The organism is Flavobacterium chungnamense, assembly GCF_039539165.1.
Taxonomy (GTDB): domain Bacteria; phylum Bacteroidota; class Bacteroidia; order Flavobacteriales; family Flavobacteriaceae; genus Flavobacterium; species Flavobacterium chungnamense.
The window spans coordinates 181,323-197,503 of sequence record NZ_BAABCS010000020.1 but is presented as its reverse complement, the minus strand read 5'-3'; the positions used below and the strand labels follow the sequence as shown (position 1 = coordinate 197,503).

Annotated in this window: 14 protein-coding genes; 8 read left to right on the top strand and 6 right to left on the bottom strand. The window is 31.5% G+C overall.

From position 1 onward, the window contains the following. The first annotated feature begins 11 nt into the window (after positions 1-11). From ABD771_RS11370 to ABD771_RS11345, 6 genes are all read left to right on the top strand, one after another. Positions 12-1,550, top strand: coding sequence for an MFS transporter (locus tag ABD771_RS11370; RefSeq protein ID WP_345094625.1), 1,539 nt, complete (start codon positions 12-14; stop codon positions 1,548-1,550). An 11-nt stretch (positions 1,551-1,561) separates the two neighbouring features. Then, entirely contained in the window at positions 1,562-1,777 is a 216-nt protein-coding gene (locus tag ABD771_RS11365) for a DUF6814 family protein (RefSeq protein WP_298178020.1), read from the top strand. A gap of 158 nt (positions 1,778-1,935) precedes the next feature. Then, a complete protein-coding gene (locus ABD771_RS11360; protein WP_298303928.1) occupies positions 1,936-2,130 on the top strand; it encodes a hypothetical protein in 195 nt (64 codons plus the stop codon). Further along, positions 2,123-4,816: an ATP-binding protein gene (locus ABD771_RS11355; protein WP_345094621.1), complete on the top strand. Its 2,694-nt coding sequence runs from the start codon at positions 2,123-2,125 to the stop codon at positions 4,814-4,816. The genes ABD771_RS11360 and ABD771_RS11355 overlap by 8 nt, the downstream gene beginning before the upstream one ends. A 3-nt stretch (positions 4,817-4,819) precedes the next feature. After that, entirely contained in the window at positions 4,820-5,188 is a 369-nt protein-coding gene (locus tag ABD771_RS11350) for a response regulator transcription factor (RefSeq protein WP_345094618.1), read from the top strand. A 97-nt stretch (positions 5,189-5,285) separates the two neighbouring features. Continuing rightward, positions 5,286-6,161, top strand: a complete 876-nt coding sequence (locus ABD771_RS11345; protein ID WP_345094616.1) for a winged helix-turn-helix domain-containing protein — start codon at positions 5,286-5,288, stop codon at positions 6,159-6,161. 5 nt (positions 6,162-6,166) lie between these two features. On the opposite strand, the gene ABD771_RS11340 is transcribed toward ABD771_RS11345, so the two are convergent. Beyond that, on the bottom strand, positions 6,167-7,105 hold the full coding sequence (locus tag ABD771_RS11340; RefSeq protein ID WP_345094614.1) for a polysaccharide deacetylase family protein: 939 nt from the start codon (positions 7,103-7,105) through the stop codon (positions 6,167-6,169). 142 nt (positions 7,106-7,247) lie between these two features. Between ABD771_RS11340 and ABD771_RS11335 the strand changes: the two genes are divergently transcribed. Continuing rightward, positions 7,248-9,206, top strand: a complete 1,959-nt coding sequence (locus ABD771_RS11335; RefSeq protein WP_345094612.1) for a propionyl-CoA synthetase — start codon at positions 7,248-7,250, stop codon at positions 9,204-9,206. A gap of 161 nt (positions 9,207-9,367) precedes the next feature. Continuing rightward, a complete protein-coding gene (gene acs / locus ABD771_RS11330; RefSeq protein WP_345094610.1) occupies positions 9,368-11,275 on the top strand; it encodes an acetate--CoA ligase in 1,908 nt (635 codons plus the stop codon). 148 nt (positions 11,276-11,423) lie between these two features. On the opposite strand, the gene ABD771_RS11325 is transcribed toward acs, so the two are convergent. From ABD771_RS11325 to ABD771_RS11305, 5 genes are all read right to left on the bottom strand, one after another. After that, positions 11,424-12,407 carry a hypothetical protein gene (locus ABD771_RS11325; protein WP_345094608.1) on the bottom strand — a complete coding sequence of 328 codons (984 nt, stop codon included), beginning with the start codon at positions 12,405-12,407 and terminating at the stop codon, positions 11,424-11,426. A gap of 226 nt (positions 12,408-12,633) precedes the next feature. Then, positions 12,634-13,176, bottom strand: a complete 543-nt coding sequence (locus tag ABD771_RS11320; RefSeq protein ID WP_345094606.1) for a hypothetical protein — start codon at positions 13,174-13,176, stop codon at positions 12,634-12,636. An 83-nt stretch (positions 13,177-13,259) separates the two neighbouring features. Beyond that, positions 13,260-14,603, bottom strand: coding sequence for a zinc-dependent metalloprotease (locus tag ABD771_RS11315; RefSeq protein ID WP_345094604.1), 1,344 nt, complete (start codon positions 14,601-14,603; stop codon positions 13,260-13,262). A 12-nt stretch (positions 14,604-14,615) separates the two neighbouring features. Next, complete coding sequence (locus ABD771_RS11310; protein WP_345094602.1) at positions 14,616-15,113, bottom strand: hypothetical protein; 498 nt, start codon at positions 15,111-15,113, stop codon at positions 14,616-14,618. Positions 15,114-15,183: 70 nt separating this feature from the next. Beyond that, positions 15,184-16,086 (bottom strand): hypothetical protein, encoded by a 903-nt coding sequence (locus tag ABD771_RS11305; RefSeq protein ID WP_345094600.1) that lies wholly within the window; start codon positions 16,084-16,086, stop codon positions 15,184-15,186. Positions 16,087-16,181 lie beyond the last annotated feature (95 nt).

Sequence of the window (16,181 nt, the reverse complement as noted above, 5' to 3'; positions counted from 1 at the left end):
ACTATATAAATATGAGCGATAAAAAAACAACAGGTATTTGGAAAGTAATTTCCGCTTCCTCAATGGGAACAATGATTGAATGGTATGACTTTTACATCTTCGGAAGTTTAGCCGTAGTGTTATCAACCAAATTCTTTCCAACTGATAATCCAACAGCAGCGTTCTTGTCAACGTTAGCGACATTTGCTGCTGGTTTCGTAGTACGTCCATTTGGAGCACTTTTCTTTGGTAGATTAGGTGATTTAATTGGAAGAAAATATACGTTCATGGTAACGTTAATGTTAATGGGTGGAGCAACATTTGTAATTGGATGTATTCCAAGTTATGAAACTATTGGTTTTGCAGCTCCGATTTTAGTATTAATTCTTCGTTTACTTCAAGGTTTAGCTCTTGGAGGTGAATATGGTGGAGCCGCAACTTATGTAGCTGAACACGCACCTGCTGGAGAAAAAGGATATTGGACTTCATGGATTCAAACTACTGCAACTGTAGGATTGTTTATTTCTTTAATGGTTATCTTAGTAACTAAAGCATCATTATCAAAAGAAGCTTTTGATGAATGGGGTTGGAGAGTACCGTTTTGGGTATCAATCTTAATGGTTTTTGTTTCTTATTTGATTCGTAAAAACATGCACGAATCTCCAGCTTTCGCAAAAACTAAAGCAGAAGGAAAGACTTCTACAAATCCATTAAAAGAAAGTTTCGGAAATAAATTCAATTTAAAATTCGTTCTTCTTGCATTATTTGGAGCTACAATGGGACAAGGTGTTGTTTGGTACACTGGACAATTCTATGCAATGAATTTCTTGAAAACTGTACAAAGTATAGATTCTTCACAAGTAGATATGCTTTTAGGTGTTGCATTAATAATGGGAACTCCTTTCTTTGTTGTATTTGGTTGGTTAAGTGATAAATGGGGTAGAAAATCAATTATGATGACAGGAATGTTGTTAGCGATTTTATTATATCGTCCAATTTACAGAGCAATGTATACTTCAACAGATTTAACTAAGAAGACCGAAATTGTTGCTCAAACTAAAGTTGTGCCTTCTATAAAAGAAGTTGACGCTACTAAAATGGATTCAATCTATACTACTACAAAAGCTTACACTGACGGAACTACAGTTGAAGAAATTAAAACTATCCATTTTGAAGCTGGAAAAGTAATGGTTGACGACAAAGGAAAAGATAAAATTGAAACTAAAGTTACTAAAATGATTAACAGTAGTGATCGTTGGTTTTTAATCTTTATGGTTTTCATTCAAGTAATTTTTGTTACTATGGTTTATGGTCCAATTGCTGCATTCCTTGTAGAAATGTTCCCGGTTAAAATTAGATATACATCGATGTCATTACCTTATCACGTTGGAAATGGTATCTTTGGAGGATTACTTCCTGCAATTTCAACGTACTTTGTTACGAATGCAAAAGAAGCTGGTGATGTAGAATTTTACCTTGAAGGATTATGGTATCCAATTGGAATTGCCGCAGTTTGTTTCGTTATTGGAATGATCTATATTGACAGAAAAATTAATACTCTTCACGACTAAAACATAAAACTATGAACGCATTAAAAAAATATTTAGGAATTGTTTGGATTGCACTAGCTGCTGCAGTTGCTTACTTTTCAATTGGAATTTTTGGTTACAAATTGACCACAGGAAAACAAGATGATTTAGTTTTTGGAATTATTGTTTTCTTTATATTATTACCTATGATTGTAACTGGTTTGACCATTTTTGGTTGGTATGCAATAACCGATGAATACGAAGATTAAATTATTTTATTGGTTAGTCTCAGAAGCTCTTATTCAGGTAAGGGCTTTTGAGCATTTATAACAGAAGGTCTAAAAGTTTAATAGTTTGAAAAACTTTGTGTAAATTCGTAAAATAATCAACAATAAAGCTTAGTCCCTTTTCTACATTGTGACTTAATATGAAAAAAAGACATCAACAAAAATTAGTTATCGTTTCTATAGTTTTGTTAATAGGATTCAATCTTCCTATTGCATTACTTTTTGATTCTGCGCAAAATTTTCTTGGGTTTCCTGTAGTCTACATTTACTTTTTCTCTATTTGGTTGTTTTCAATATTAGTTTCACTTTTAATTGTAAAACGATACAATGAATAGTATAGCACTTTTGGTAATTCTTTCGGGATATTTGGCTGTTCTTTTTTACATTGCGCATTGGGCAGAGAAAAAAGGCAATAGTAAATGGACTAATAATCCTTACGTCTACACTTTATCATTAGCTGTTTATTGTACCGCTTGGACCTATTACGGAAGCATTGGAGTTGCTGCTGAAAGCGGTTTGAGTTTCCTTCCAATTTATCTCGGACCAATAATTATTGCGCCTTCATGGATATTAATTCTTCGAAAAATTATCCGAATATCTAGAGTCAATAAAATTTCAAGTATAGCCGATTTTATTTCTCTTCGATATGGAAATAGTCGTTTTCTTGGAGCTATTGTAACGATTATTTGCCTAACTGGAATCATTCCTTACATTTCATTACAACTCAAAGCAATTTCGGAAACTTTTCACGTGGTAACCAATACTCCAACAAGCAAATACATTTTTGATGACACAACTACTCTTGTTGCAGTTGCCTTAGCACTTTTTGCATCATATTATGGAACACGTTATGTCGATGCATCTGAAAAAAGAAAAGGAATTGTTACTGCTGTTGCTATGGAAAGCGTTTTAAAATTAGTGTTCTTTGTAATTATCGGTGTTTACGTCACTTTTTTTGTTTTTGATGGTTTTGATGATATATACCAAAAAGCCAGTTTGTTAGAAAATTTTAAAGAAAAAAACACTATTGGTGGTTTGCCTCAGGCTATTAATTGGTTTTTACTTTGTGTGCTTTCCATGTTTGCAATTTTTCTTTTACCTAGACAATTTCAAGTTTCGGTAATTGAAAATAATCGTGAAAATCATATCAATACCGCAGTTTGGTTGTTTCCTTTATACCTTTTGATTTTTAATATTTTTGTTTATCCAATTGCTTGGGGTGGAAATATTTTGTTTGACGGAAAGAATGTAAATTCAGATACTTATTCATTGTTGATCCCTCAATTATTCGATGAAAAAACATTAACTGTAATGGTATTTCTTGGAGGATTTTCAGCAGCAATTTCAATGATTGTTGTTTCTTCTATCGGACTTTCAACCATGATTACCAATAATATTTTAATTCCTTACAACCTCTTAGGAAAATTAAAAAGCGTAGACGCTGTTAGTAGTAAAAGTATCTTGAATAGCAGAAAAATAGGTATTTTTTCCTTAATCATCTTGTCTTATTTCATCTATAGATTTTTCGGATTAGATTATAATTTAGTTTCCATCGGATTGGTTGCTTTTGTAATTATTTCGCAATTAGCACCAGCTTTTTTCGGAGCTTTGTTTTGGAGAAGAGGTTCAAGATTAGGAGCTGTTTATAGTATTTTGGTCGGATTTGCTATTTGTATTTATACTTTGCTAATTCCTTACGCCATTGGAATTACGAATAGTTCTAGCAATTTTATTTCAGAAGGTTTTATGGGATTCAATTTGCTAAAGCCTTTCCAACTTTTCGGATTAGATTATTTACAACCAGTGCCACATGCGTTATTTTGGAGTTTGTTGTTTAATGCTGTTACATATTTTGCAGTTTCTGTGAGTTTCAAAGGAAATTATCGTGAGCGGAATTATGCCGAAATGTTTGTTGATATAAACAAATACATTACCAATCACGAGGATGCATTTATCTGGAAAGGAACAGCATACAGAAACGATATTGAAAAAGTATTGATTCGTTTTCTTGGTGAAGAGCGAACCAAACGAGCCATGAATATTTTCAATGTTAAATATAATGTCGATAAAAAAGTGGAACTTGCTGATGCTAGATTAATCAAATTTGCCGAAAACCTTCTTACTGGTCATATCGGAACGGCTTCTGCTAGAATATTGATTTCTAGTGTTGTAAAAGAAGAGAAAATCACCTTACCTGAAGTTTTAAAAATATTAGAAGAATCCAAAGAAAATATTATCATTAATAAAAAGCTGACTGAAACTTCTAACGAATTAAAAGAAATCACAGCCAAATTGCAGAATGCCAATGAATCTTTAATGATTAAAGACAAGCAAAAAGATGAGTTTTTAGACACCGTAACTCATGAACTTCGTACACCAATAACCGCGATTCGAGCTGCCAGTGAAATTTTGCATGATGATGACGAAATTCCAGAAGATTTGAAAAAACAATTTCTTCAAAATATCATTTCAGAATCAGATAGATTGAATCGTTTAATTGATAAAATTTTAGATTTGGAAAAATTTGAAACAGGAAAACAGACCATCAATCCAAGTAAAAATAATTTGGTGGAAACTGTCGAAAAATCTATCGAACCATTACAGCAACTTATTAGAAATAAAAACATTACGATTCATATTGAAAGTAAAGATAAAATCAATGCCTACTACGATGAAGATAGAATAATACAAGTTGTAACTAATTTATTATCAAATGCCATAAAATTTTGTCCTGATAGTGAAGGATTAATTACGATTCAAATTATTGAAAAAGATAATTTTATTCATACTTTCGTACATGATAACGGAAAAGGGATTAACCCAAATGATTTTGAAGCCATATTTGAAAAATTCTATCAATCGACTAATCAAAACATTAAAAAACCTGTTGGTAGTGGATTAGGATTAGCAATTTGCAAACAAATAATTGACCATCACAAAGGTAAAATTTGGGCACAACCAAGTACAAAAGGTGCTTGCATCGTGTTTACTTTACCCAAAAGTAAGAATATAGAAATTTAAAAAATGAAAAAGATTTTAATAGTCGATGATGAGCCTAACATAGTAATGTCACTTGAATATACTTTCAAAAAAAATAATTTTGAAGTATTTATAGCACGTGATGGACAAGAAGCTTTGGATATAGTAAAAACCAATTATCCAGATATGATAATTCTCGACGTGATGATGCCAATGGTTGATGGTTACGCTACTATTGAGCAAATAAAAAAAGACGACAACTTAAAACACACAAAAGTGATTTTCCTTTCAGCCAAAAATAAAGAAAGCGATATCGAAAAAGGAATGGCTCTCGGCGCAGATGCCTATCTAACAAAACCATTTTCAATAAAAAAAGTGGTGGATCAAGTGATGGAGTTGCTTTCAAAAGAATAGCGTTTTTTATTCTACTCTAAATAAATTGTTTGTAAAAAAAATGTAAATCTTTACTAAATACATTTTTAATAAACTAAAAACTAAATACTTTTGGTTTATGAAACAAAACCATATTTACACATTATTTTTAATTGTTTTAGCCATATTTACTACTCCTTTTTGTTATTCCTATTTAACAGAATCTAAAATAGATGATCCTAAAAATGAAATACTACTAAGAAAAATAGGTCATGAGGTATTGATTAGTTCCAATGATATAACCACCAAAGTAGTACCTATAAAAATAATTTCAAAAAATGAATTTCAAATTAGCTTTGAAAATAAGTTTGCTTTTACTCCAGATTCACTTATAAACATTGTTAAAAATAATATTTCAAAAAGTACTTTTCCAAAAGAATATTCTGTCTCAGTTCATAAATGTTCCAACGAAGCTATAGTTTATGGTTTTCATATTGATACTGATTCAAGTAAAAATATTATTTCATGTATTGGAAGAAAAATGCCTTTAGATTGTTATGTTATAACTCTAAAATTTGCTTCAAAAACCAATATTTTATTTACTAAATATTCCTTTTTTATTATTTTGTTTTTAGCAGTTTCACTTTTCTTTTGGATAAGATTTAGAAGTGCAAAAAGTAAAAAAGAATCTATTATTGCTGACGACGAAACCAATATAACAATCGGAAAATATAATTTCCACTTCCAAAAAAATCAACTTGAATTTGAAAACGAACAAATTTTATTGACTCCCAAAGAATCTAAATTATTGCATATTCTTTCATCATCGCCCAATGAAATTATTGATAGAAATACTTTGCAAAAGGAAATTTGGGAAAACGAAGGAGTAATTGTTACCAGAAGTTTAGATATGTTTATCTCAAAACTTAGAAAAAAATTAGATAAAGATTCCTCAATTACTATTGTAAACATTCATAGTGTTGGTTACAAATTAGAAATAAAGATTAATAGATAATTCAATTAAAACACCAAACTAATAGTAGCTCCAGACGGAATAGTAAAAATTTTGCTATTAATTTTGATATAAATAGTCAAAGCACTTGTATTAGTAACGTTATCTTTATTTACAGAAAATTTTAAATTTCTAAAAGCATTAACATAATCTACAAAATCAATTTGTTTGGTGTAATAGATTTCTTGATTATTGGCTAATATTTTAAAGAATTTTTCAGTTTCTTCCCATTTTTTTTGATCTGTTCCCATCTCCCAACTATGCCCCCAAATATCTATTACTGCTAATTCTTTAGTTTGCAAAAAATTATTGATAGTTTTGTAAAACAATTCTAATTCTTTCTTGTCTTTTTCAGGTTGATTGGGTTCCCAATAAGCCTTTCCAAACTGATGAATAGTTGGATGCCATCTTAAAAAATCCACAGGAATTTCAAAATTATAGGTATCTGCAACTGTTCTTGCATATTCAATTCCCAATCCTTCAATAGCTTCAATTACAGCATCGTTGGTATTACCAAATGGATAAGCCATTCCTCTAACAGGATAACCTACTAAACGTTCTAATTCTTTTCTATCCTCTAAAATTTCATAAATAACATCTACTTTAGAAATATCAGGTAAGTTAGGATGATTGGCAGAATGAACCGATACTTCATGACCTTTATATAAATCTTTTATTTCATCTTTATTTAAATAATCAAAATAGTTATTTGATCCTAATTTATTAGAATTCAAATGAAATGTTCCAATGAGTTGGTATTTATTCATTAGTTCTACCAATTTTCTATCTTGTTTTGCTCCATCATCATAACTCAAAATTAATGCTTTGGATTTTCCTCCTGGAAAAAGCATTTCAATTTTTACAGCACTTTTAGCTATTTCAATATTGTTTTGTGCAGCTGTAGAAAAGATAGCTATCAAAAATAAAATTGCAGTTGTTATTTTCATATTTTGTATTTTATAATTGTTTTTTAATTTGTTAAACTCCAATACATTTAATTAGACGCCTAATTTACTGTTTTCTTGCGCTAATCATTATATTCAAACGAAAACGTTTTCGTATATACCTATTTAGCAATATATTTTTAGAATGTATAGTAATAATAACTACATTTACTTTAATAGTTTAATCAACACAAACCATATAATGCCAATGAATTACCAAGAATTTTACAACCAAAGTACGCAATCTCCTGAAGCATTTTGGAAAGAACAAGCAGACCAAATAGAATGGTACACAAAACCATCAACTATTTTATCAAAAGACGAAAATGACTATCCACTTTGGTATAAAGATGGAGAATTAAACATATGCTATCTAGCATTAGATAAACATATTCAAGATGGCTTTGGTGATCAAGCTGCAATTATCTACGATTCACCAGTAACTCAAGTTGTTAAAAAATATAGTTATAACGAAGTTAAATCAGAAGTAGCTAAACTAGCTGGCGGAATGATTTCTTTAGGATTAAAAAAAGGCGACACGGCTGTAATTTATATGCCGATGATTCCTCAAGCAGCTTTTGCCATGTTGGCTTGCGCTAGAATAGGAGTAACGCATTCTGTAGTTTTTGGAGGTTTTGCACCACACGAATTAGCCATAAGAATCGACGATTGTAAACCAAGGTTAATTATTACAGCATCATCTGGAATAGAAATTGATCGATTAATCGCTTATAAGCCTTTAGTTGATGAAGCTATTGAATTAGCGGAACATAAACCAAAAAAAGTAATCGTTTTCAATAGAAAATTAGGAGCCAGAATTCCTTTCAAAAAATATGATGTCGATTATGATGCATTAGTTTATGGCTCTGAAGAAGCTCCTTGTGTTCCTGTAAATGCAACACATCCATTGTACGTTTTATATACTTCAGGAACTACAGGAAAACCAAAAGGAATTGTAAGAGATACAGGTGGTTATGCTACTGCACTTAAATTTTCAATGCAATACATTTATGGAGTCAAACAAGACGAAGTGTTTTGGGCAGCATCCGATGTGGGTTGGGTAGTTGGACATAGTTATATTGTTTACGGACCATTAATTAATAGAAATACAACCATTATTTTTGAAGGAAAACCAATTCGAACTCCGGATGCAAGTACATTTTGGCGAGTAATTGCTGAACATAAAGTAAGTATTATGTTTACTGCTCCAACAGCCATTCGTGCCATCAAAAAAGAAGACCCAAATGGTGAATTTATTAAACAATATGATTTGTCTTGTTTACGAACCCAATTCTTAGCAGGTGAACGTTGCGATGTAGCCACTTTAGAATGGTATCGCAAACACATTCCAGTTCCTGCAATTGACCATTGGTGGCAAACAGAATCAGGTTGGCCTATGATTGCAAACATGATGGGTGTGGAGTATTTACCCATAAAACCGGGTTCTGCAGGAAAAGCAGTTACAGGTTACGACATCAGAGTTTTTGGAGAAAACGGACAAGAATTAGGCCCAAATGAAGAAGGTTATGTGGTAATTAAATTACCATTACCACCAGGTACCATGTTGGATTTATGGAAAGATAACGAGCGTTTCAAAGCAGGCTATTTAAATAAATTTCCAGGTTATTATTTCTCAGGCGATGGCGGATTTAAAGATGATGAAAACTATATTTATATTACAGGTAGAGTAGATGACGTTATAAATGTAGCAGGTCACAGACTTTCAACAGCCGAAATGGAAGAAATTGTTTCATCACATCATTCAGTAGCAGAATGCGCCGTTATTGGAATTAACGACGAACTTAAAGGACAAGTTCCATTAGCTTTAGTAGTTAATAAATCAGGTGAAGATATCGAGCATTTCCAATTGCAACATGAAGTAGTTCAATTAGTAAGAGAACAAATTGGAGCTGTAGCGTCATTGCGTGATGTGGTTATCGTTCAAAGATTGCCAAAAACACGTTCGGGTAAAATTTTAAGAAAACTATTGAGAAGTATAGCTGACGGTGAAAACTTCCAAATCCCATCAACCATTGATGATGAAGCAATTATTGATGAAGTTAGAGAAGAATTTACTAAAGCTAAAATAGGTTCGTTTAGATAAAATATCAAGAAAATAGAAAAAAGAGAATAGAGTAAAGATTTTTAATAAAGTCTATTCTCTATTTTCTAAAGTAACTATACTAATTTAGCAAGAAAATTCTTTACTACATTTATTTTATCGTTACATTTACATTAACAAACGAATAAAAAAATAGAATAACAATGAGTTACTATACAATAGACAATTTAGAGCATTACTTTAAAATGTATAAGAAATCGGTTCGTGAACCAAGAAAATTTTGGGACAGAGTAGCCGATGAAAACTTTACCTGGTACCAAAAATGGGAAAAAGTAATGGAATTTGATTTTCAAGAAGCCAAATTCAAGTGGTTTTTAGATGCCAAAGTAAATATTACTAAAAACTGTATTGACAGGCATTTGGCAAAAAGAGGCGATAAAACCGCTATCATTTTTGAACCGAATGATCCAAAAGAAGAAGCACAACATATTTCTTACAATGAATTATATGCAAGAGTTTCCAAAATGGCGAATGTTCTTCGTGAGCAAGGCATTAAAAAAGGCGACCGCGTTTGTATTTATCTTCCAATGATCCCTGAATTGGCGGTTTCAATTTTGGCTTGTGCTCGAATTGGTGCTATCCATTCAGTAGTTTTTGCTGGATTTTCTTCTTCGGCTGTTTCGGCACGTATCAATGATTCTGAATGTAAAATGGTAATTACTTCTGACGGAAGTTACCGCGGAAATAAAGCCATCGACCTAAAAGGAATTGTAGATGAAGCTTTAGAAAAATCGCCTTGTGTTGAAAAAGTTTTGGTAGTAAAAAGAACTAATACTGAAGTAAATATGAAAGAAGGTCGTGACCAATGGTTACAACCATTAATGGATACAGCTATTCCAAATAATGTTGCCGAAATTATGGATGCCGAAGATCCGTTGTTTATTCTTTATACTTCGGGTTCAACTGGTAAACCTAAAGGAATGGTGCATACTACTGCAGGTTACATGGTTTACACAGCCTATACTTTTAAAAATATATTCAAATACGAAGAAAACGATGTTTATTGGTGTACCGCCGATATCGGTTGGATTACAGGACATTCTTATATTCTTTACGGACCACTTTTGAATGGTGCCACGACCGTAATTTTTGAAGGCGTTCCATCATATCCAGATTTCAGTCGTTTTTGGGAAGTAATTGAAAAACATCAAGTAAATCAATTCTATACTGCACCAACAGCTATTCGTGCTTTGGCAAAAGAAAGTTTAGATTATGTTCAAAAATTTCCATTGAGCTCACTTAAAGTTATAGGTTCTGTTGGTGAACCGATTAACGAAGAAGCTTGGCACTGGTACAACGATCACGTAGGAGGAAAGCGTTGTCCGTTAGTTGATACATGGTGGCAAACAGAAACCGGAGGAATTATGATTTCGCCAGTTCCATTTGTAACGCCAACAAAACCAACGTATGCTTCGTTACCATTACCAGGAATTCAACCGGTTTTAATGGACGAATTACGTAACGAAATTGAAGGCAACCAAGTTACTGGAAGTTTGTGTATCAAATTCCCATGGCCATCGATGGCTAGAACGATTTGGGGTGACCATCAACGTTATAAAGAAACGTATTTTACAGCTTTTCCGGGAAAATATTTTACAGGTGATGGAGCTTTACGTGATGAAGTAGGTTACTACAGAATTACAGGTAGAGTGGATGATGTAATAATTGTTTCTGGACATAACTTAGGAACAGCTCCAATCGAAGATGCTATCAACGAACACCCAGCTGTTGCTGAAAGTGCTATCGTTGGTTTCCCACATGATATTAAAGGAAATGCACTTTACGGATTTGTAATCTTGAAAGAAACTGGAGAAACTCGTGATAGAACTAACCTTGCTAAAGAGATTAACCAATTGATTTCTGACCAAATTGGACCAATTGCGAAGTTGGATAAAATTCAGTTTGTGAGTGGTTTACCAAAAACACGTTCAGGTAAAATCATGCGTAGAATTTTAAGAAAAATTGCAGAAGGTGACTTCTCAAACTTTGGAGATATTTCAACGTTATTAAATCCTGAGATTGTTGACGAAATCAAAGACGGAAAATTATAGTTTATTTTAGTTTATTTTAGTTAAAAACTGCTTTCGAAACGGAGCAGTTTTTTTATGAGTTCTAAACACAAAATTCTACAAGATTTTAACATAATTATACAACTATACTTTAAAACCAATTAACTAAATTTACTTTTATATGAGAAATTCAGAAATAACAATAATTGGTGGAGGTTTGGCAGGATCTTGTAAGAATTTCTTCAAGTTGGTTTAGTTTTATTTGTAGTTGTTGTGAAGAAATATTTTCTCTAACAGCAGTTCGTAAAACTCTAGAACTTTTTGCTAATACGTAATCATTTTCGTTTAATCGACGAATAGTATCTTGAATAGTCTTGATTACTTCTCCATAATTGATTTCAAAAATTCTTAATTTCCCATGATTTGTATTTAGAGCTTCAACTAATTCTCGTGCTAACATGAGATTTGATTCACCATTTAAGCCTAACAAGCTAAAAATTACTGGAGCATCGAGATATATTTCTACATCAACGAGGTTCCCAGAATAGCTTTGTATATCTTGATAAGTTATAAGTGATGCAATTGCATATCCTTGAGCTAACTTTAAAATTACTTGAAATCTTTCTGGGTCAGAGTTTTGCGAATCTGTTATAAATTTTGCAATTATATATTTAGCTTTTCGACTTTCTTTTACGTTGGGAAGAACACTTTTACCATCGTTGTTAGCAAATAATAAGTCTAAATCATTATCTCTAAAAAAATTAATTAATCCTAATTCTATTTCTTCAGAAGAAAGTTCAATCGTAAAAACGCCCTTACTATATTTTTTAATTTCTATAACCAATAATCTAAAACCACGATTCAAATCTTCACGCTCACTATATTTTACAGCTTCGTTAACTGGATTCCTATGTACTAGATATTCATTAGTGGTATTCTTTGTTAATAAACCATTTTTAACCATTCTTTTTAGCAAACTTTCACATGCTCCCAATGATATATTTATTCCGTAATTTTCTAATAAGTCATATTGTGTTTGTTCTCTCGAAGTCAAATTATGAGATTTGTCCATAATTGTTTGACAAACCAAAGGAACATAACTGTCAAAAATGTCTTTTTTGTGATTGTTCCAATTGTGAGAAAGTAAAGCTAATCCAAATAGTGTTTTATTCATAAGATAAGATTTTGGCTGTAAATATATGTTTTGTGTCCTTAACGCTTGCATCTAACTTTCGTAAATGTATTAATCTACAATACATATATACATCCTAAATAGAAACGCTATGTATGATAAATCTTCCCAAATATAACCAATTCCTACAAATAAAAACTACGTAAAAACACCTGTTTTTTCAAAAATGTATTACTTTTTTATAAACTTAATAACTTTTGTAGTATTGCTAGTTATTTGGTAATTCGTGCAAAATTTTAACCAATTTATCTTTTTCGAAGAAAAACAAATTGCCTAGATATTCTTTGCTTTTTTCCTCCTTTGGTTTTCCAGAAATTTCGTTTTCAAAATACTGCATATAGGTATTTCTGTAATTGGAATTATAGAAATCATTATTAATTGAAAACAAAATACTTGAATAGGGTTGGTCTAGTGTTTCTTGCAAATTAGCATATCCATTCATGACAAGAAAAAGTTTGTATCCATTTTCATTGGCATAATTTTCATAAATGCGCATAGGTTTGCACAACTTTGACGAACAACCATTTTTAAAAATATAAACCAATGATTTAGGATGATTGGCTAATTCTTGCTTTAATTGATTACCTGTAATTTTATAAATATTTTCAGATTTCAACTCTTTAAAATCGACTAATTCAACCAGTAATTTTTTTTGACTTTCATTCAACTTGTCATAATCATTGGTAAGACCTTGAATTTTACAAGATAAAAGCAAACTTGAAAGAACAACAAATAGAATTATTTTTTTCATAATTAATCTGATAATGTTTCCCAAATATAAACAATTCCTACAAATAAAAACTACGTAAAAACACCTGTTTTTCAAAAAAAGTATTACTTTTTTATAATCTTAACGACTTGTGTGGTATTGTTATTAAAATAGAGTTTTAGTAAATAAATTCCTGTTGGTGCGCTTTGTAATGAAATGATTTTATGGGTTGTGGTGGCTATTTTTTGTCCTAGAAGCGTATAAATTTCTATAGAATCAATTCGGTTTTCTTGGTCATCAACAACAATGGTATCAGAGGTTGGGTTAGGGTAGAGCTTGATGGTTGCCATCGTTTGGTCAGCAAGAGCTAGACTACTACAAATACCATGCGTTCCCAATTGGTTGCGTTGTGGGCTGTTTGCCATAGCCGTTTGCATTCTTGTAACTTGGTCGGTTGTAAACATGTACATACTTGGGTTGGAGGTGTAATCCATGAAATTCATAAACATTTCGCCATCAGGAGCATTACTCGGAGCACTACAAGAACCAACACCTTGAGGATACGTTGGGTTACCAGCACTTGGGTCGGCTTGTGAAGGCGTATCGATGCAATAATCTGTAAAGCAATTGCCATCACCCCAAATGTGACGTAAACCCAAATAATGTCCAATTTCGTGGGTTAGCAAACGCCCAGAAACATCGGTATTAACATAAATTCCGGAAGGATAAATTAAATAAGAACCAACCGACATGGCATAACACCAAACGCCATCATTCAAACTTGTGGTAGCACTTACAGGAATTCCAGCAAGTCCACTAAATGGTGGTGGCGTTGCAAATCCTCTAGCGTTTAAAGACGCACTTTTGTCGGTTACCCAAATGTTTAAATATTTGGTGGCATCCCAAATAGTTTGCGGTTTTACAACATCATCAATAAAATCTCTCAAAGTTTGATTGGTGGCAAACACATTCGGATTTTGCCAACCTCGTTCTATATAATTAATGCGTTCAATTCCAGGTTCGGCAAGTGCAACTCCAGCAGCATTGACTTGCGCCAAACAAAATTGTATTTCGCTGTTCGCAATTTTAATTCTACCCAAATTATCCAAATTTCCAGAAGGAATCGCCTGATTTATAGCCCAATTTACAAAAGCATTGGTAGGATAATTGTTTATATTCAAGCCAGTTCCGGTGTAATCTTGGTTCAAAACTAAAATTTGAGAATTCATTTGTTGCGCTTCAATATTTGGAAAAGTACCAACATTTTCGCCACCATGAATAATATGAAAAATCACTGGAATTTGATATGCAGTTGTAGTTGACCTAGAAGTTTCACGATTAGCAATAAGCGTTTGAAAAGCGTCTTCCCAAGCATCGGAAGGAATCTCTGAAGTACAAAAACCATGATTCTCTTGCGAATAAACGAAAGTAATTTGAAAAAACAGGAATAGGAAGAAGCCAAATTTCATAATTTAAATCTACTAAGTTTTAAAATAACTACTACTGATTTTATCATTTAAATATCTTGAAAAGAATAGTGTACAACCCAAAAATAGTAATAAAGTTCCACAGAGTAGGTAATTGGCAACTAAATTATCCAAGAGATGGTTTGGTGTTACAAATTTTCTTAAATAAAGTTTGTCTAGAATGTCAAGTTTTAGTACTAAAAAACCAAGAAGAAAAACTATAAAACTATTGATAATAGACCATTTTTTTTTCAATGATAACAAGATAGAAAATAGGAAGGCAATTGTTAATCCAATAAAACTTGAAATATTTGTAGATATAGTAAAATAGGCTATATCATTTGGAGTAATTCCATAATTATCAAAATCATTAACTACATTTTTAAAACCATTTTGATAAATTAATTTCAAGATTTTAATGTTATATAAACGAGAGTATGTTGTAGCCGAAATCATAAAAATACAAGCTGCAATGAAATGGATGATAATTTGTAAGTAGTTAATTTTCTTCATTATTTAACTCCAAATAATTAATGTTTAGAAAGCCTATTTTAAAATTGATAAATAATTAATAACAAATCAATTACTCCATATCACTAACCGAATTTACTATAAAAACTATTTGAAACTTTACAGCATCTTTTTTAGAATTGGGAAACTTCTCATTGTTGATTCTTTTCTCAAATTCTTTCATTAGTTCCTCATCAATTTCATCTTTTACAGCATATCGCATTTCATTGGTGTCTTTTTTTAATTCAAATTGAACAAAAATTCTTCCAGATTTAGTAGAAGTTTTGAATAGCTCTTCAAAAATTAATTTGGTTCTATCTAGAATAAATTTAAGATCTTCTATACTTGTATTTTCTTTGAGCTCCTCATCTGTGTTCAATAACTGAATTTTTTCAATCCTAGTTTCTTTTTTTCCTTTTTCAGCTATAGTTTTTTCGGTTTTCAATCTTGGAGCTTCGTCTAACCACATCAATTTTAAATCTTTTTTTAGTATGTTTAAAATATAATTATGCTCTTTAGTTTCAACAATCAGCAACGGCTCATCGATGTCAAACGATATGACTGACCAATAATAGCGAAGTTCCTGCTCATTAGCTTTTCGTATTGTAAAATCTTGATTCACTTCATTTTTAAACTCTTCCCAAATAATTTTGGTATCTTCAACGTCCTGACTCATTTTTCCTTCGATAATTAAATTATCAACATGAAATTCAACTCGTCCTTTTTCAATGGCTTGAATTTTTTTATTGTCTTTGTAGCGTTTCCACAACTCTGGACCAATGATTAAAGTATTTTGCAATAATTTATTGTTATCAGAATTTGATAAATTTTGTGCGATTAATTTTTTGGCTTTTTCAACTACCTTAGGGTCACAATAATTGTAAACAATTCCTTTTGGTATGGTAATAGTTTCTTTATCTTGAGCAAAAGAAAAGTTGATACAAAGAAGTAAAAGCAATAGGCCAGTTTGTTTCATAGCTTTAGGTTTAGATGAAAAATAATTTAATTCATTGAAACCAAATATAGATAAATAGTTTCAAAAAATCACAAGGTAGTTTTACTTGATTTTAA